Source organism: Ciceribacter sp. L1K22 (assembly GCF_017599385.1).
Classification (GTDB): domain Bacteria; phylum Pseudomonadota; class Alphaproteobacteria; order Rhizobiales; family Rhizobiaceae; genus Allorhizobium.
In genome coordinates this window covers 3,325,873-3,342,491 of the sequence record NZ_JAGFPK010000001.1, presented here as the reverse complement: position 1 = coordinate 3,342,491, position 16,619 = coordinate 3,325,873, and the positions used below count along the sequence as shown (strand labels likewise).

The following is a 16,619-nucleotide window of genomic DNA, read 5'->3' as shown; positions in this document are numbered from 1 at the left end:
GACCATGCTGAACCTTTTGAAAAATCGGGAAATGCTGCTAGGCCTGATCATCATCGGCATGATCCTTGGCTTCACCACCCGCGCGCCCAACTTCGCCAACCCGGACAATCTGGTCACGATCTTCAACGACACCTCGATCCTGATCATCCTGGCGCTCGGCCAGATGGTCGTAATCCTGACCAAGTCGATCGACCTCTCGGTTGCCGCCAATCTCGCCTTTACCGGCATGGCCGTCGCCATGCTCGACAGCGCCTATCCGGGCCTGCCGCTGTCACTCCTCGTTCTCCTTGCAATCGGCATTGGCGCCACCCTCGGCGCGATCAACGGTTTCCTCGTCTGGGCCCTGCAGATCCCGCCGATCGTCGTGACACTCGGCACGCTGACCATCTATCGCGGCATGAGCTTCGTTCTTTCGGGCGGCGCTTGGGTGAACGCGCACCAGATGCAGCCGGATTTTCTCGGCGTGCCGCGCCTGCCGGTGCTGGGACTGCCGATCCTCTCCTGGGCCGCGATCGCGGTCATCCTGCTCGTCGGCTTCATTCTCGCCCGCACGGCCTTCGGTCGCTCGACCTATGCCGCCGGCGGCAATCCGGTCGCAGCCGTCTATGCCGGCATTGATGTCGGTCGCGCCCGTTTCCTCGCCTTCGTGCTCTCGGGCGCGCTTGCCGGCCTCTCCGGTTACCTCTGGGTTTCGCGTTATGCGGTCGCCTATGTCGACATCGCCGCCGGCTTCGAGCTCGACAGCGTCGCGGCCTGCGTCATCGGCGGCATCTCGATTGCGGGTGGCATCGGCACCGTCATCGGTACGGTTCTTGGCGCCCTGTTCCTCGGTGTCATCAAGAATGCGCTGCCCGTCATCGGCATTTCGCCCTTCGCCCAGATGGCGATCTCGGGCATCGTCATCGTGCTCGCCGTCGTCTTCAACGCCCGCGCCGAGGCCAAGAAGGGCCGCATCATCCTGCGTGACCGCGCCGCCGGAAAGGAGGTGACCGCATGAGCACGGCAACCGAACAGTCGAAACGCGTCATTCCCGACCGGCTCGAAACGCCGTTGCGCCGACTGCTCGGCAGCTGGGAAGTCCTGCTCTTCTGCGTGGCGGTCGCGATCTTCATCGCCAACTCGCTGGCCTCGCCCTACTTCCTGAATGCCTGGAACCTGTCGGACGCCACCTTCAACTTCACGGAAAAGGCGCTGATCGCGTTTGCCATGGCGCTTCTGATCATCGCCGGTGAGATCGATCTCTCGGTTGCCGCGATCATCGCGCTTGCCTCGACGGCCATGGGTTATGCTGCCCAGCTCGGCGTGGGCGCACCGGGCCTGGTCGCAATCGGGATCACCACCGGCCTTGCCTGCGGCGCCTTCAACGGGCTGCTCGTTGCCGGCCTGAAGCTGCCCTCGATCGTCGTGACGATCGGCACGATGAGCCTCTTCCGCGGCATTTCCTATCTGGTTCTCGGCGACCAGGCCTTCGGCAAATATCCGCCGGAATTCGCCTTCTTCGGCCAGGGCTATGTCTTCTGGGTCATCTCCTTCGAATTCGTTCTCTTCCTGGTGATGGCCGTCATCTTTGCCATCCTCCTGCACCGGACCAATTTCGGCCGCCATGTCTATGTCATCGGCAACAATCCGCTGGCAGCCCGCTTCTCAGGCATCCCGGTGGAGCGGGTGAAGTTCATCCTCTTCCTGCTGACCGGGTTGATGAGCGGCATCGCCGCCGTCTGCCTCACCTCGCGGCTCGGCTCGACCCGCCCTTCCATTGCCCAGGGCTGGGAGCTCGAAGTCGTCACCATGGTCGTGCTCGGCGGCGTCTCCATCCTCGGCGGTTCGGGCACCATTGTCGGCGTTGTCATCGCCGCCTTCGTCATGGGTCTCGTCACCTTCGGTCTTGGCCTGCTCAACGTGCCGGGCATCGTCATGTCGATCTTCATCGGCTTGCTATTGATCATCACAATCGCCCTGCCAATCGTCGCCCGCCGGATAAAGCAAGCGAGGAACACGCAATGAGCGAGACCGAACGCCACGTCTTCAAGATGAAGCTCAATCCCGGCATGGAAGCGGAATACAGGAAGCGCCATGACGAGATCTGGCCTGATCTCGTCGACCTCCTGCATGAGGCCGGCATCAGCGACTACACGATCCATCTCGATCCGGAGACCAACCTGCTGATCGGCGTTCTCACGCGGACGAAGACGCACAAGATGGCCGACCTGCCCCCTCACCCGGTGATGAAGCGCTGGTGGGCGCATATGGCCGACATCATGGCGACCAACCCGGACAACTCCCCCTGGGCCGTCGATCTGAAACCCGTCTTCCACATGCCATGAGCCAGTCCCACAAACGCATTGCCGTCATCGATATCGGCAAGACCAATGCCAAGGTGGTTGTGGTCGATGCGGTGACCGGGGTCGAACTCGCGGTCCGCAAGACCGCGAACGCGGTGCTGTCAGGCCCGTCCTATCCGCATTATGATATTGAGGCTCTCTGGCAATTCATTCTGAAGACGCTGAAGGACTTTGCCGCCAATACCGGTTTCGATGCTCTGTCGATCACCACCCATGGCGCCTCGGCGGCGCTCTTGGACGCTGACGGCAAACTGGCGCTACCGGTCCTCGACTACGAATATCTCTACCCCGACACTGTAACGGTAGTCTATCGAGAGTTAAGGCCGGCTTTCTCCGACACGTTCTCGCCGCTGCTCACCGGCGGACTGAACATCGGGGCGCAGTTGCACTACCAGAAGACCGCCTTTCCCGACGCATTCGCGAAGGTGAAGACGATCCTCACCTACCCGCAATACTGGGCCTACCGTCTGACAGGTGTTGCCGCGAACGAACGGACGTCTCTCGGCTGCCATACCGACCTCTGGCTGCCGTACTCAAACCAGTTCTCGCCTCTCGTAGAGAAACTTGATCTCGCCGAAAGAATGGCACCGGTTCGGTCGGCCTTTGACGTTCTCGGCGAGATTCGCCCGAACCTTGCGCGTGAGATCGGAGTTACGAGGCCGGTGCCTGTCTATTGCGGAATTCACGATTCCAACGCCTCTTTACTGCCGTATCTTGTGGATCGCGCCCTGCCCTGCACAGTCGTGTCTACAGGCACCTGGGTTGTGTGCTTCGCGCCGGGTGCACGACCGGACGGCCTGGATTCCACAAGGGACACGCTTGTCAACGTCGACGCTTTCGGAAACCCGGTGCCTTCGTCCCGCTACATGGGCGGGCGAGAATGGGAGATGATAACCCACGAGCTGCCATTGAGCCCGTTGGAAGACGAATGGCAGATGCTCGCAACTGTCATCGATCGAGGAAGCATGCTTCTGCCGAGCATCGTCAAGGGCTGCGGTCCCTTCCCGGCGATGGAGGGGCGATGGATCCTCAAGCCAGATGACGCTGCGGAAATCCGCATTGCAGCGAGTCTCTATCAGGCACTGATGACCACGACCTGTCTCGACATCATCCGTTCTCAAGGCCCGATTATCGTTGAAGGACCATTTGCAGCCAACGCGATTTTCCTTGCGGCGTTACACAGCCTAACGGGAAGACCCGTTAGCGTGTCGGGGTCGCAGACCGGCACCTCAGTAGGCGCTTCGGTTCTTGCGGGAAGCCGCCCGAGACACTCTGTCCATCTGGTTGAGGAGACGATCCCTGGCCTTACTGAATATGCCGCAACTTGGCGACGTCTCGCTTCGGTTTAATCCGCGAGGTCGACCACCCTGGAGAGGTCTCCAGCTGACAATAGAAAAAGCGTAAGCCTATTTTAGTCGTCACTGCTTGAAGTAGTTATCCCGACGCCTTGTCAGGAAGTGGGATTTAGCGTCTCGAACAACCGGCTGGGTATGATCCCCCTTCCTTTTCTTGAGTGCTGCCGGGATCAATTGGACGACGTCGCACGAAATTCCAGCCACTAAAGATTCGGTTTCACCGTCACAAAATAAGCTCATGAAAGGGCATGCCGCTCAGCATCATATTCATCGATCGTGCCCCTTCATCAGATTTGCAAACGTGGTTTGATGAAGTAATGGGGAGAATACGGGTGTGATGTGCGATCATCGTTTGCGCTGACTTCGGTTTAGGTCGGTGTGAGCGTTGACGTGATCATCTCTATGTTTGACCAGGTTTACTGGTTGACGGTGTTGGCAGGAACTGTGTTGTGGAGATGCCGCTTGATACGGAACGGCGGCTGATCTGCGCGGTATTTGCTTGCGATCGCCTCGAACACGGCCTTGCTCTCTTTCCGGTCAAAGCCCTGGCGAACAAGCTGGACTACGACCTCGTCACGCAATTTGGCCAGGAATGCCTCGCGATTTGCTCGTCCCTCCGCGGTTACGATCATCTGCCATAGTAGTGTCCGGGCAATGTCGTCGCGTGTCGGCCTCTTGCACTCGCGTGCCATATCCCTGTTCTTTTGCTGGCGAATGCGCTGCTCGGCATTTCTCTGCTTCTTCGATTTGCGGACCATGTGTTTGCCTCCTGTTGCGGAAGCCCATGGTCGCCACCGGCGATGCAAGCGACAAACGCCGTTTGCACGACGGCAGGTTCCTGACACGCAAACGGCGTTTCCTGCAAACAGCGTTTGCCGATGAATCGCCGTTTTGCGGTCAAGCAACGCAGATCCGGTACATGGAATCGCGCGAGGGTAAATTGAGCTGATGTGCCTTAAATCGCCCGCAACCTGTACCGATCCGTCGCCACAGTGTCTCGATGCCTGCGCAGGTGCGGACACGGCTTATTGCCGTGCGCGCACATTTGGCCAGACTGCCGGCAAGGCATTGGCTCAGCGCTGACGGATATTGGCGATCATCTCCCCCAGCTCGTCACCCGAGAGGATGCCGACCGACCGGAGCTTTTCGGCGATCTCGTTATGAACGTCGCGGTGATCCTCGATCAGCTGGCGTGCGATCTTCTCGGCAGCCTCAAGCCGGTCGTTCACACGTCCTGCGAGCTGCTGGTCGAGCCCAAGCATGTTTGCCGCCATGCCGGACGGCCGGTAAAGCAAGGGACGATGGCGGGAGAAGCCGAGCGCCGTTTCTGCCGCAAGGGCCATGTCCGTTGCGCGCGCCAGATCGCTCTCTGCCGCACCGCCGGCCCCTGCAAGGGCGTCTCCGAGGACCACGAGTTCGGCTGCCCGGCCCGCAAGCAACGCCGCCATCGAGTTCATCAACCAGGTTTCTGTTTCGGGCAGACGATCGTTCGCCACGGTTGCAACGACGCCGACACCGTGGAGCCCGACGCTTGCCATTTTGATCTCGGCAATGCCTGTCAGCGCATAGACGAGAGCATGACCCGCCTCATGGACACTCGCCCGCCAACGAAGGTCGTCGGACATTTTCGTGTGGCCGGATCGCAGTGCCGCCTCCAGATCGGCCCAAACCATGGTGCGCCGTTCACGCCGCAGCGTGCGGCGGACATCGCGAACAAGGCGCTCGATGTCCGCACCGGTCCGCCCAAGCGCCAGCATTGCAAGGGGCCGAAGGCTTTCTGGAGCAAGAGAAGAGGATTGGTCAGTCATGACGAGGTCCTTGGTCGGTATCCGGTGCAACGGGTGACTTGCGGCGAAGGGGCCTGCCGTTTCGGGCGGGCGGCGGGCGAAGTCGCGACTTGCCGGCCGCAGCAGGCGCCGAAGCGAGCACGGCCTCAAGATCGGCTCCGAGGTGATGGGCGAAGATGCCGGTCAGGGTCTCGAGATCGGGTAAAGGGATGCGCACATGGGTTTCGAGCCGCCCCGAGCGAAGAAGGGCGGGATCGATCCTGTCCGCCAGGTTTGTCGCTCCGACCACGATAACCCCTTGCGATTTCGCGGTCCCATCCAGGAGCTCGAGCAGGCGATTGATCATCGACGTCCAGTAGTCGTCGTAGCTTCGGGTGCCTTCCGTCTGCCGTCGGCCGATATTGTCGATCTCGTCGATGAACAGGATTGCCGGCGCGTTCTTCTCGGCGACGGTAAAGACCGCCGACATCCGCTTCAGCACATCGCCAAGATAGCCGGGCTCCAGCCAGTGCGCGACCGAGGTGACCAACAGCGGAACCTCTAAGGTGTTGCAAAGCGCACGGGCAAACGTCGTCTTGCCGGTCCCGGGGGGGCCCGACAACAGGAGCCGCGTGCTCATCTGGTCCCAGCCGAGGTCGCCGGTTCTCCAGAGAGAGAGGTCGGCCTTGAGGTCGAGAGCCCATTCACGGGCAGCGCCGTAGCCGCACAGTGTCTCGACACGCAAAATGCGATCGGTCGATCGAGCAGTTTGTGTAGCGGCTTTCATATCCTGACCACCGGCCTCCGGGACAGGCTGGATGAGCTCGAGATCGCCAGTCTCGGGAGGCGCCTTTGCCTTTTCGCCGCCACCCGTCGACCCGCTTTTCCGGTGGCTGTTGTCCCGGCTCACCGTTTGCTCGTCCTCGTTTCCCTCATTCAGGGCCGATTGCTCCGCAAGCATCGCCAGAACCGACAATGTATCGCGCGCGCTTCGTCCCGGACGAACCGCAAGCGCGATGTCGTCGAGCGACAACCCTTCCGGATCGAAGGCCATATCGTCCATCAGGCGAAGGCTGTCCTTCGGCGCGACGCCGACGCAAAGATGCAAGAGCTCGGCAATCATGGCGCAGTCGAGCCCTTCGCATTCGAAGACATGATCCGCGGTTTCCGTGACGACCGGCGTGAGTGCAGGGACAGTCTCATCGATCAGAAGGACGGGAGCCGGCTCGTTCGTCAGGGCATGACGCAGTTTGCGGCGCAGTAACTTTTCGTTTTCGGGGGTGACGGCGCGCCCCGACAAGGTTTTGAGCCTGCGCTCGCCAGGGACAGTGTGTTGCCGATAGCGGCCTGACAGCGGATTGCCGTACAAGACGTCTTCCAGGGCTGTCCGGAACGGCACGATCAAGCCGTCCTCCAACATCATGGCAAGACAGATTTCGAAGCGCTTGACCGGCGCTTTCAGCAGCACGAATGGCGCCGGCATGGCCAGTGCCGCCCTCCACGCAGCTGATGTGGAAGCGCTGGCCGCGACAGCACGGGAAACGAGAAGGCAAACAGCCACATGAACCGGGTTTGGTGGAGGAAGCTCGTCACGCAAAAGCCCGGCGATGTATGCAAACCCGATATCCGGCGTGGGATTTGCCCCTCCGGCCGTATCCGGATCACGAGCGTTTTTGCCTCTCGCCTTATGCCGCGCGGCCGGGACCGGTTCCGTCGGGAGATCAAAGTCAAAACGGTCTTTGGCCTCGACGTCCCTGAAGCGTTCCGATCCATGATGGCCTGCCCTGGTGACGAGCGACGCCCGACCCTTGCGCATGATACGCTCGACGATGGCGCGATCGAGCACCGGCACACCGGTGAGCTCGTGGCGGGCCCGTTCCCCGACGCGCCAGACCCGCCCGTGCTGTTCGTCGCCCGTCACTTGTCCCACCACGTGCCCCGCCAATTGCGTATCCAGCAATCCGGCGCCCGCCGCGCGTTCGTAGACCGTCATCACGGCGTGACGACGAAGGCGCTTCATGAGATAGCGTGTGATCCGATCGTTCAACGCCTCCATCACAGATCCTCCGGGGGATGCTCATTGTCGTAGTGCTTGTTGCCATTGAGCCAGTCCAGGATCATCCTGCATGTCGGGTCTCCGGCCGCGCACAGGTCGAGGAGCCATGTCCGAAGTTGCGGCGGAAGGCTCTCGAGACGAACCCCCTTGCGGCGCGCATGGGCAATCGATGCCCGCATGACCGTCGCGGCATGGATCGCATGGTCGTCACATGCCGCAGCACTCGGGACACCTGTTGCCTCGTCAGGATCGGCGAAGTGCCGATTGCCGACGGGGTCAGGAGACGGCCGGTCCGGCTCCGGCATGCGCCCGCCAAGCGGGAAGAACAGAATGTTGGAATTCGGTTGCGTCGTCATCGCAGACGTCTCCTTATCGCCGGACCGGGACCGGTCAGCGTCAAACGGATTGGAACGGAAGAGGGAGCAGGTCCAGATCAGGCAGAGGCTGTCCGTGGAGGACGCGCAAACCCGATCGGAACAGGAGATTGCACGCCCTTGTCCGCAGCCGGTCGCGGGCAGACTGTGTCGGTGCGATTGATCGATGTGGCCTTCGCGATCCCGCCCCGATCATCCGCCGATTGCGGCTCGGCCCGCCAGCGCGCGACCGCCGACGACCAGTTCGACTCGACCTCGCGTTCGAAGAGCCCACGGATTTCCGCCATGACCTTCGCCGCACCCGCCACCTCCAGAAGATGGTCGAGATGCGAAAGCGGCCAGACGCCACCCTCGATGTCGGCCCGCTGGTTCTCGGCATTCAAAATGACCACCCGGACCTCTCCGACACGCAGGCGACGATGCTCCTTGTAAAGCAGGTCGGGAACGACGAGCGCGGCCGCCAGCATCCTGTTCTTGAGATCGGCGATGCGCGACAGCTCATAGGAGCCAAGGCTACGCTTGACGTCGACGAGGTGCGCGACCTCGGTCTTCCGGTTGAGGATCAGCAGGTCGGGCGTATATGTTTTTCGCCCGCCGCTGTCGACGTCGAGGCTGAGTGACCGGTAAAGCCCGGGATCGTTCATCTCGACGAGCTCGCTTGCAGCCTTCGTAACGGGCAGGCGAAGGTTCTGGGTCAGGACGACCAGATCCGGATTGCATCCGGCGATGAGCGCGATGCCGCGCTCCAGAAGCTTGCCTTCGGCGGCCGGCACGGCACGCAGTACCGTGCTCAGCTGCGCCATCCCGCCGTCGAGAGCCCGCCCGAAGATGTCTCGGGAGAGCGCTCCCGAGACGATGTCGCCGACAAGCCATTCGAGGGCCGGCAGAAGGACCGCAAGCTCAGCGGTATGGGTGTAGGCGGGCATGCTCACGCCGCCATCGGTCGTGATGGTCATGTTATTGCTCCTGTCGAAAGGCCAGCCGTCAGCGCAATCGCCGCGGGACCAGGGGTCCGGGCAGTTGCCAGGCGATGTGGATGACGGGCTGGATCGTGATGAGGACCGGCCGGTCAATCGCCCGGAGGCGATGCCGCAAGCCAAGGCGAGGTTTCGGCGGGAGGATGACGAGAAGATGCTTCCACGCGGGAAGCGAAGCGGTTAAGGCTCGACATAGCCCAAGTCCTTCTTGAACAAGGTTGCGGGTCAGGCCTCCTTCGGTGTTGGTAGCACCGATGGAGGCCGCTAAGTGGCTGCAGATGCTTCTCTTTCCGCAGTCACTTGTCGACATAGCCCGGACAAATCAGTCCGGCAAGCGATAAGAACACATCCGGAACAAAGAGAGCTCCGGTATGGTTAACGGCGATTAGGAAGCCTGGACTTCACCCCCGCCGCAAGCTGCTGGCAATGCCCGCAACAGCATTCGGTCAGCCCGTGACCCGCCGGCGCGCTGCACGCTTGACCGGCGCCTTTGTCGGCCGCTCTCCAGAACCAAAGAGGCCGCCAAAGGCACGATTGAGCATCGTCACAAGCTGTTCCTCGGCGAGCCTTCGGCGCTCCAGCTCTTCCGCCGAAGGGGCCGTATCGACGTCGGCCTTGCGCCGGGCAGTCACACCGGTGATGCGACGCGTCTGCGATGCCGTCAGCACCTGTCCCGCTTCGAGCCCGGCGACGACCTGCTCGATCAGCGGCTCTTCGGCATAGGCGACAATGAAGAGAACTGCAGGCGTTACCCTCACCCCTTCGAGCCTATCCCGGTAAGCAGCAAGCCGCTGGTAAACCGCCACATAGCTGAGAGCGGTCGACGTGCTGAAGCCGCAGGCCGATCTCACCCAGGGGCCGAAGGAGGCAGCCGGCAGGATGGCTTTTGCCTCGACGAGGCAGCCGCCGAGCTTGAACACGTCCGCAGCCGTGAGCCGCCCGAGAGCCCGGATCCGCGCACGGAGCGTCAGGAGTTCCCGTTCCCGCGCCTTCCCCTGAGCCTCTACCGCACCGGTTGTACCAATGCCCTGCTGAAGTATATGGTTTGTCATCAGTGTTCGTCTCCCTGTTGATGACGGTCATTCAGGCGACCGTGAGACAATGATGACACGGATCTTGCGCAGACCGTTACAACCCGGATTTCTAAATACCTGTATTTTAACGATAAAGCGCCAAAATCAGCTGCTATTCCGCCCGACCCGTTCCAAATTCCGCAAGAGATTCAACAAGGCAAATTTTTTGTTTCGTATTTTAATCAAGCAAATTCGAATGCAATCCAGGATACATATTGGTCGGCACGATGGATCGGCTATCAGCAGTCCGCAGTGCAGGACGATACATGACCAAAGGCATCCTCGGGATGTTTGGCCACAGAGCCCGATCGTCCGGATTCTTCCTGCTCGGCTGTTGACCGCCCCGGATTTTCGACGTCCAATTTTAAAAAGAGCGCCACCCAATCCTGGCCCATGGAGATCGTTTCATGCCGCAACAGAACTCTGCCGTACCATCGCCAATGTCACGTCCTGTTCCAGCCGTCCAGCGCGCCGGTCTCTTAGGGTCGGGCAATCCCCGCGGCTCTCCCGACCGGCCGCCAGAACGAAAGGAACAGCACATGTCCAACAGGCTCTTCATCGAGCGCACCAGGTTCACCTCACTCGACAGCAGCGGCAACACTGTCGACGAGAGCTGGGGCTTTCGCGCATATGACGACTTCGCAACGACCTACAACAATGGCTGCGCCTCGCTTGATGAACTGATCGCGCAATCTCCCGAGGACCTCATCAGATCACTCGCCCTCGACCCGATCGCAGGCAGGCCGTTCGTCCGCTTCGCCTGCGAGGCAAACCAGCCGATCTTCATTGACGATCAGCCGGTGGAGGTTCCACAAGACGTGGCCGACATGGTGTTCAAAGACTGAGAGATGGTGGGGCCGGCTGACCACAACGTCGGTCGGCCCCATCGGCCCTGCGACGGAGCAACAGCGCGCTTCCAGGAGGCCGATGACATTGGAGACAACGGCGGCCCCAACAAAGGCGGGGGCCGTCATCTGGCGGCCCCCCTATATGCGCTTTGAAGAAGGATCTGGCGAACGATACCGAAGAAGAGCTGGGGTACGTCCAGGTCATATCGGTTTGCCGCCCGCCTGCCAGAGGCTGGCCTCTCGTCCCGCCCCGTTACCGGATCGAAAGCTTACCCTGCCTTAGTCGAGACGATGGCCCGACCTTTTGAACCTGTGTTGACTTGCCACAAGATGCCATCGATCCATTCACCCTCGTAGAGCGCGTCATTCGCCGCCTCGATCATTCCGCGGCCAGCAGCGGGGAGCGGTATGATCACGTCCTGCCTCGCACTCTCCTCGATGCGGTGCGACACAGTATGGAAGCCGCCCTGTCGTTCCCAATCGAACGTGCCTTCGGCAATCAACGTTCCTCTCGGGCCATCCTGGCAGAAGATCGTGACGACAAAGGGCGCGAAGTATCCATCGTCTGCCCCATCAAAATCCACCCAGCGCCCCGTCAGCAGGATCGGATCGGACGTGAGGTGCGAGACCTCCCTCAGGATTGCCTCCCGCCTTTCCTCAACGAAGTCATGGATGGGATGTCCGTCATCGGCGGGTTCGCCGCAGATCCATAAGAACACTTCTCCCCAATAGAGGAAGATGGCCGCGTCCCACCCCGAAGGCAGAAGTCGTCCATGGACGACATCGTCGTCGGTCGTCAGGGCTACGTCGAACAGTTTGTCGCGCAGCAGGACCGCATACGCGGACACCATGCGGTAAAGCGACGAGAACCGCCCCTCCAAATCATCTTTTGCATTTTGTCCTGATGCGTTGTCAACACTCGGTTCGTCCACGTTTCTTCCTTCTTACGCTCGATCAGTACTTTACATACTGCAGTTGAGATTTTGGTCCGTTCAGGCCTCATGCCGCCAATGGTTCGGCAGGTCAAAGCCGTCGTCAAGCCAAAAGCCATTGTCAACATTGAGTTTTTTTGAAGACCCCTCGCAAACGCCCGCAACGCAAGGCATTCACACCATGGAGACGGGACCGGTAGAGCGCAAAAACAAAGCCGGCCTCTTCCTAATATAAAAAAAGTTCATTTTTGGGCTTGCCATCCGGATTTTTCGAGATGACCATTATCTCACAACAACAGACATGGAGACGACAAGTGTTGACAATGAATACCACAGGGTTCGAGGCAGACTTCGACATCGCTCAGATCAGCTGTCGCGAGCAGACGATCGAGTACAGCAGCAAGCTGCTCCTGCCCGGCCAGGATGCAGCGATCGTCATCACGCCGCAGCTCACACGCGCAGTTCTGGACAATGCCCCTTGTCCGGTTGATCACGCATTCTCGGCATGCGTTGCGCGTCGCAAGAAGGCCCTCCAGAAGGCAACGGCGAAAGAGTTCAGACAGGGCGCAAAACAGGTTTCGATCCTCGGCCGCTGGCACGAGAACGGCCCAGATCATATGGACTTCGAACCCTACATCACCCGCAAAACCGGTCCGCTCGGCACGACCTCGGACGTCAAGTACGACTACGAGATCTTCCCCTTCGATGGCCTGCGCTCCGGCGAAGGCTTCTTCATCCTGTTGAACAAGGGCGATGATGGCGCCGCCGCCAGGCGCTTTTTGACTAACTTTGCGGACAGGCTGACGCATCGCCGGGAGCTCAGCAAACGTGTCGCAATCAGCCTTGGCCTGCCGACCGGCGTCGTCTGATATCCACCGAGCACGTCCGGCTTTCCGATCCTGGTCGCAGAGTGGTCGCACGTGGATGATCAGCCCGCTTCGCCCCACGATGCGACGGAGCCGGCCTGAGGCCTCGCCCCACTCTCATTCCGGCCTCAGGGCCGGCACTCACATCTCTTTCGAACAGTAGGATGAACCACATGACCAATCCCCAATTGTCCGCACCGGACGCCCGGAACGCTGCGACAGAAAACGCCGCGACAGAAGCGGGCTTCCCGCAGTCCGCCAAATATCTCGTCGCGCAACTGTTTTGTGATCTTGAAGCAAACACGATCAGCCCCGCAACATCCCTGGCGCAACTGCACAAGCGGTACACTTACGTCGATGCAGAACAGCTCAAGGCAGCGCTGCAACTTGCGTTCCGAATGACTACTGCAGTCAATGGAGGTGTCGTGGTCGTTAGCGATGGCGACACTGGCAAGATCATCGACCAGTTCCCGATGCCAGCCGCACCGGAAGGTTACGGCGGACGAAGCCCGCTCGGGCTCGGCCTCTCCGCCATGACCTCGATGCTTGATCGACGCCCTCGCTACTACAACGCGCGTGACTTCTTTCTCCACGTTCACATCATGCCAGACGCCAAATACACCAAAGAGAAGGGCCGGCACGTCGAACAGCTCGGCGAGCTCCTGTTGACGTACAAGGGTTGGGACAAGAACGTCGAAGACCTCGATGTTCCGTTTCCAGACGATATGCCCCTCCTCGAGCGCGAAGTCTGCTACTCCTATAGTCCGCATCGGGGATGGCTCGGATTCGATGGCGAACGCTGGCGTTGCGACTGGTAACAACCCCGTCAATGCAAAGCAGAAGGAGCGCTGTCATTCATGCTCGCCCTCCCAGGGTCCCGTATCGGCTTTTGCAACCGTGACCTCATCAGACCTCGGTCACCAAGTCGATGGATGCGGAATGGATCCGTATGCATATCCGCCAGTGTGATTTCGGCCAGGTCCTGCCGGGTCTGCTAGGTGCCACTTTCACCTAATGGCCGACGCCACAGCATACTGGCCGGAAGCCTGCTCCCGGCCAGTGCTGATCGTAGGGACCCTCTAATTATCTGGGCCCAAGGGCGCTGATCTTCTGGCAAATGTGCAAGCGATTGCTGAAACGGCTCAACCCACGATTCAACTCCGGAAACTTTTTCCCGGAGCGATAATTCAAAATTGGTGCCGCACTTAGCTGAATCCCCGGACGGCTCGGATACAACATCGGAAGGCCAAAAAGATCGCAAGCCTTCATCAACGTCGCAGATCGGGTCATCTTTGTGAAACAAGGTCAGATCGTCGAAGTCGATGAGCCGATCGCATTTTTGATGCGCCCGGATAGCTAAGCACTGGGCGCTTTCTGGCAAAAATCATCCTTTGAGGTCGACGCATGATCGCTGACCTTAACGCGAAACGTGTACGTTCCCTGTCTGAGGTAGGGGCACAGTTCTGCGGTTGGTGGACAGTTTCCGGTATCTGCTCGGCGTCAAATTGTGGTGTCGGAGAAAAACTCGGTTAAAATTCGAAAGATTGCGGTACCCCACTTCAAAACAGATGTCCGTTATCGGCATGGAGGTATCGGTCAACAGTTGACCCGCCTTCCAAATGCGAAGCTTGTTGAGGTGGTCGGTGAAGCTGTTGCCGCTGTTCTTCTTGAAGAAACGCGAAAAGGAACTGTCGCTCATGCCGACCATTCGGGCCATGTCGGGCAACCGGATATCATCCGAGAGGTTCGCAAAGATATATGCAAAGACCTGCTGCAAGGCTTCGAGAGAACCATAGCTCAAGTCCGGCACATAGGCCTCTGAAGACAGCACATCGACCTCGTCGGTGTCCCGCAGCAGTGAGAGCAGGGACAGAAAGGTCGAAAGGCGCTGGGAGCCGGTCTGAAACTCCATGTCGAGTATCAGCGCCTCCGCCTTCTCCCGCGCTCGCCCCTTGAAAGAAAGCCCACGCTGCGCACGGATCAAAAAGTCGCGCAGCCCCGCCAGTTCCGGGAGGAAGGTGGATGCCTGCTCCAGTTTGGACGGGTGAAACTGGATGACGATGTCGCGTCCCGGAATACGCTCATCCGGTCCCAGCGGCGTCACCCAGTCGTGCGGCAGGTTGCTGCCGATGAGCGAGATATGGCCCGCCGTGAAGGCGCCGACGTGATCGCCCGCGAGCAAAACGCCGCTGGCATTGGGAATGTAGTGGATCTCCACCTCCGGGTGGAAATTCCACACATTGCGTTCCCACGGATAGTCGTCACGGCGCCAGAGGAATGTCTCGTCAGCGCCTGTCAGGACGTATTCGAATCTCGCGACCGTTGGAGAAATAACCGACATCGCAAACCTCCTCCAGTGCTTCCCAGCCTTCGCGTTTCGTCGGCAATCGATATTAGATTGTGCAACGCACACAAGATTTCATGGATATTTCCGCCATTTCACGCATGAGAGTATCAGTATGGCGCAACGACCACGCTTGTGTCCACCCCGTCTTTCTACAAGTATCGAGGTCCGTTGAGCGTGTCGGAGGAGAGTTGCACGCACAGCCGGACCGATTTTTTCGCGATCCAAATGGAGGAGAACATGATCAATTTTGCAAAAGCCGTGGGCGTCGGCTTCATCTCGCTTGGCCTTTGGAGCTCAACTGCTCTTGCGCAGGACTCCTGGTGGAAGACTGCCGCCGAGCCCTATCAGGGCGCGACCATCCGGGGCATCTCGGAATCGACTCCGGCCTCGAAATATGTCGAGCAGGTCCTCGGTCCGAAGTTCACCGAGGAGACCGGCATCAAGGTCGAATTCGAGGCGACATCCTGGGACCAGATGTACGACAAGGCGATCAAGGACATGGAGGCCAATACCGGCATCTACGACTTCGTCTATATCGAGCAGGACATCGTTTACACGTATCTGGCCCGGAACTTCCTGGTCGACATCACAAAGTCGCTCGCTGACAACGCAAAGATCGCTTCGCCGGATTTCAAGCCGGAGGATTTCACCACGTTCCTGAACTATTTCAAGGATCCGAAGTCGGGCAATGTCATGGGCGTTCCCATGGAAGCCTTCATCAAGCCCTACCTCTACCGCAAGGATCTCTTCGAGGATCCGGCGATCCAGAAAGCCTACAAGGATTCGACCGGTGCGGATCTGAAACCCGCGACGACGCATGAGGAATATACCCAGATCGCCAAGTTCTTCACCGAATACGGCGCAGACAAGGAACTCTGGGGAACGACCGTTCAGGCCTCGTCGAGCCACCCTGCCGCCTTTTATGAGTTCTTCGAGTCGGTCGCGCCCACCTTCGGCGTGTACAACTGGGGCATCGATGGCACGACGTTCGCGGCCGCCGAGGCCAATGGCGGCCAGATGAACTCCGCCGCCGCCAAGAAGGCGCTGAACTACTGGGTGGACCTGCTGCAATACGCGCCGCCGGAATCAACGTCGTCCACATGGGACGAAGTTGCAGGCACATTTGCAGCCGGCCGTGCGGCCCAGGGCCTGGTCTATGGTGAAAACGCTGCCTGGATTGCGACCGACGAAAGCAAATCGACCGTCGTCGGCAAGGTGGGCGTGGCATTGCCTCCGGTTGAGGCAGGCGTCATGGAAGCCGCAGAAGCCGGCAAGGGCTATATCGGCTACTATGATGGTGGCGCCTTCGGCATCCCGCATTCGTCGAAGAACAAGGACGCGTCGCTTCTCTTCCTACAGTATATCGGGCAGGCTTCCGTTCAGACTGACTGGGCGCTCGCCGGCTCCCGCATCGTCATGAACTCGACCTACGACGATCCGAAAATCGTCGATCAGGACAAGAAGATGAACGGCTACTACACGCTGATGCGCGATGATGGAAAGCTGTTTGCCGGCGCTCCGCCGTATCCCTTCCACTCGCAAGTCCTGCAAGCCGTGGCGCCGTTCATCTACAAGGCGATCATCGGCGAGATCAAGCCGGACGATGCGCTGGACCAGGCCGCAGCCGCAGCCGAGGCTGAACTGGTGAAGCTCGGCTACCGCAAATAACACCCACACCTCCCG

The 16,619-nt window shown here is 60.0% G+C and carries 16 protein-coding genes; 8 read left to right on the top strand and 8 right to left on the bottom strand.

Annotated elements, in window-relative coordinates; translation table 11 throughout:
- Positions 1-4 precede the first annotated feature (4 nt).
- Genes J5J09_RS16525 through J5J09_RS16510 form a run of 4 tightly spaced genes read left to right on the top strand, consistent with a single transcriptional unit; the run spans position 5 to position 3,691 of the window.
- Entirely contained in the window at positions 5-997 is a 993-nt protein-coding gene (locus J5J09_RS16525; protein ID WP_208552385.1) for an ABC transporter permease, read from the top strand.
- On the top strand, positions 994-2,004 hold the full coding sequence (locus tag J5J09_RS16520; protein ID WP_208552384.1) for an ABC transporter permease: 1,011 nt from the start codon (positions 994-996) through the stop codon (positions 2,002-2,004). Before J5J09_RS16525 ends, J5J09_RS16520 begins: the two co-directional genes overlap by 4 nt.
- Entirely contained in the window at positions 2,001-2,324 is a 324-nt protein-coding gene (rhaM, locus tag J5J09_RS16515) for an L-rhamnose mutarotase (RefSeq protein ID WP_208552383.1), read from the top strand. The genes J5J09_RS16520 and rhaM overlap by 4 nt, the downstream gene beginning before the upstream one ends.
- Complete coding sequence (locus tag J5J09_RS16510) at positions 2,321-3,691, top strand: FGGY-family carbohydrate kinase (protein WP_208552377.1); 1,371 nt, start codon at positions 2,321-2,323, stop codon at positions 3,689-3,691. The genes rhaM and J5J09_RS16510 overlap by 4 nt, the downstream gene beginning before the upstream one ends.
- Positions 3,692-4,113: 422 nt before the next feature.
- Here J5J09_RS16510 and J5J09_RS16505 read toward each other — a convergent pair whose 3' ends face one another.
- The 6 genes from J5J09_RS16505 to J5J09_RS16480 all read right to left on the bottom strand — a co-directional run bounded on the left by J5J09_RS16505 (position 4,114) and on the right by J5J09_RS16480 (position 9,922).
- The gene (locus J5J09_RS16505; protein ID WP_208552375.1) at positions 4,114-4,455 is read right to left on the bottom strand and encodes a hypothetical protein; all 342 of its coding nucleotides are present in this window, start codon (positions 4,453-4,455) and stop codon (positions 4,114-4,116) included.
- A gap of 315 nt (positions 4,456-4,770) precedes the next feature.
- Positions 4,771-5,505 carry an ATP-dependent Zn protease gene (locus J5J09_RS16500; RefSeq protein WP_208552374.1) on the bottom strand — a complete coding sequence of 245 codons (735 nt, stop codon included), beginning with the start codon at positions 5,503-5,505 and terminating at the stop codon, positions 4,771-4,773.
- Complete coding sequence (locus J5J09_RS16495) at positions 5,498-7,519, bottom strand: ATP-binding protein (protein WP_208552371.1); 2,022 nt, start codon at positions 7,517-7,519, stop codon at positions 5,498-5,500. The genes J5J09_RS16500 and J5J09_RS16495 overlap by 8 nt, the downstream gene beginning before the upstream one ends.
- The gene (locus J5J09_RS16490) at positions 7,519-7,875 is read right to left on the bottom strand and encodes a hypothetical protein (RefSeq protein ID WP_208552368.1); all 357 of its coding nucleotides are present in this window, start codon (positions 7,873-7,875) and stop codon (positions 7,519-7,521) included. The genes J5J09_RS16495 and J5J09_RS16490 overlap by 1 nt, the downstream gene beginning before the upstream one ends.
- Positions 7,876-7,952: 77 nt before the next feature.
- Entirely contained in the window at positions 7,953-8,849 is an 897-nt protein-coding gene (locus J5J09_RS16485) for a hypothetical protein (RefSeq protein WP_208552365.1), read from the bottom strand.
- Between the two features lie 467 nt (positions 8,850-9,316).
- Positions 9,317-9,922, bottom strand: a complete 606-nt coding sequence (locus tag J5J09_RS16480; RefSeq protein ID WP_208552361.1) for a hypothetical protein — start codon at positions 9,920-9,922, stop codon at positions 9,317-9,319.
- Between the two features lie 560 nt (positions 9,923-10,482).
- Between J5J09_RS16480 and J5J09_RS16475 the strand changes: the two genes are divergently transcribed.
- Positions 10,483-10,788, top strand: coding sequence for a sugar ABC transporter substrate-binding protein (locus J5J09_RS16475; protein WP_208552357.1), 306 nt, complete (start codon positions 10,483-10,485; stop codon positions 10,786-10,788).
- A 272-nt stretch (positions 10,789-11,060) separates the two neighbouring features.
- Here J5J09_RS16475 and J5J09_RS16470 read toward each other — a convergent pair whose 3' ends face one another.
- Complete coding sequence (locus J5J09_RS16470; RefSeq protein ID WP_208552353.1) at positions 11,061-11,723, bottom strand: hypothetical protein; 663 nt, start codon at positions 11,721-11,723, stop codon at positions 11,061-11,063.
- Positions 11,724-11,971: 248 nt separating this feature from the next.
- Between J5J09_RS16470 and J5J09_RS16465 the strand changes: the two genes are divergently transcribed.
- Complete coding sequence (locus tag J5J09_RS16465) at positions 11,972-12,592, top strand: hypothetical protein (RefSeq protein WP_208552352.1); 621 nt, start codon at positions 11,972-11,974, stop codon at positions 12,590-12,592.
- Positions 12,593-12,762: 170 nt separating this feature from the next.
- A complete protein-coding gene (locus tag J5J09_RS16460; RefSeq protein ID WP_208552351.1) occupies positions 12,763-13,407 on the top strand; it encodes a hypothetical protein in 645 nt (214 codons plus the stop codon).
- A 599-nt stretch (positions 13,408-14,006) separates the two neighbouring features.
- On the opposite strand, the gene J5J09_RS16455 is transcribed toward J5J09_RS16460, so the two are convergent.
- Entirely contained in the window at positions 14,007-14,930 is a 924-nt protein-coding gene (locus tag J5J09_RS16455) for an AraC family transcriptional regulator (protein ID WP_208552350.1), read from the bottom strand.
- A 243-nt stretch (positions 14,931-15,173) separates the two neighbouring features.
- Here J5J09_RS16455 and J5J09_RS16450 point away from each other — a divergent pair, with 243 nt between their 5' ends.
- A complete protein-coding gene (locus tag J5J09_RS16450) occupies positions 15,174-16,604 on the top strand; it encodes an extracellular solute-binding protein (protein WP_208552348.1) in 1,431 nt (476 codons plus the stop codon).
- Positions 16,605-16,619 lie beyond the last annotated feature (15 nt).

What these genes read in the sequence shown, in the direction of transcription:
- J5J09_RS16525 (WP_208552385.1), top strand. Translation starts at nt 5, where the DNA reads ATGCTGAACCTTTTGAAAAATCGGGAAATGCTGCTAGGCCTGATCATC.
- J5J09_RS16520 (WP_208552384.1), top strand. Translation starts at nt 994, where the DNA reads ATGAGCACGGCAACCGAACAGTCGAAACGCGTCATTCCCGACCGGCTC.
- rhaM (WP_208552383.1), top strand. Translation starts at nt 2,001, where the DNA reads ATGAGCGAGACCGAACGCCACGTCTTCAAGATGAAGCTCAATCCCGGC.
- J5J09_RS16510 (WP_208552377.1), top strand. Translation starts at nt 2,321, where the DNA reads ATGAGCCAGTCCCACAAACGCATTGCCGTCATCGATATCGGCAAGACC.
- J5J09_RS16505 (WP_208552375.1), bottom strand. Translation starts at nt 4,455, where the DNA reads ATGGTCCGCAAATCGAAGAAGCAGAGAAATGCCGAGCAGCGCATTCGC.
- J5J09_RS16500 (WP_208552374.1), bottom strand. Translation starts at nt 5,505, where the DNA reads ATGACTGACCAATCCTCTTCTCTTGCTCCAGAAAGCCTTCGGCCCCTT.
- J5J09_RS16495 (WP_208552371.1), bottom strand. Translation starts at nt 7,519, where the DNA reads ATGGAGGCGTTGAACGATCGGATCACACGCTATCTCATGAAGCGCCTT.
- J5J09_RS16490 (WP_208552368.1), bottom strand. Translation starts at nt 7,875, where the DNA reads ATGACGACGCAACCGAATTCCAACATTCTGTTCTTCCCGCTTGGCGGG.
- J5J09_RS16485 (WP_208552365.1), bottom strand. Translation starts at nt 8,849, where the DNA reads ATGACCATCACGACCGATGGCGGCGTGAGCATGCCCGCCTACACCCAT.
- J5J09_RS16480 (WP_208552361.1), bottom strand. Translation starts at nt 9,922, where the DNA reads ATGACAAACCATATACTTCAGCAGGGCATTGGTACAACCGGTGCGGTA.
- J5J09_RS16475 (WP_208552357.1), top strand. Translation starts at nt 10,483, where the DNA reads ATGTCCAACAGGCTCTTCATCGAGCGCACCAGGTTCACCTCACTCGAC.
- J5J09_RS16460 (WP_208552351.1), top strand. Translation starts at nt 12,763, where the DNA reads ATGACCAATCCCCAATTGTCCGCACCGGACGCCCGGAACGCTGCGACA.
- J5J09_RS16455 (WP_208552350.1), bottom strand. Translation starts at nt 14,930, where the DNA reads ATGTCGGTTATTTCTCCAACGGTCGCGAGATTCGAATACGTCCTGACA.
- J5J09_RS16450 (WP_208552348.1), top strand. Translation starts at nt 15,174, where the DNA reads ATGATCAATTTTGCAAAAGCCGTGGGCGTCGGCTTCATCTCGCTTGGC.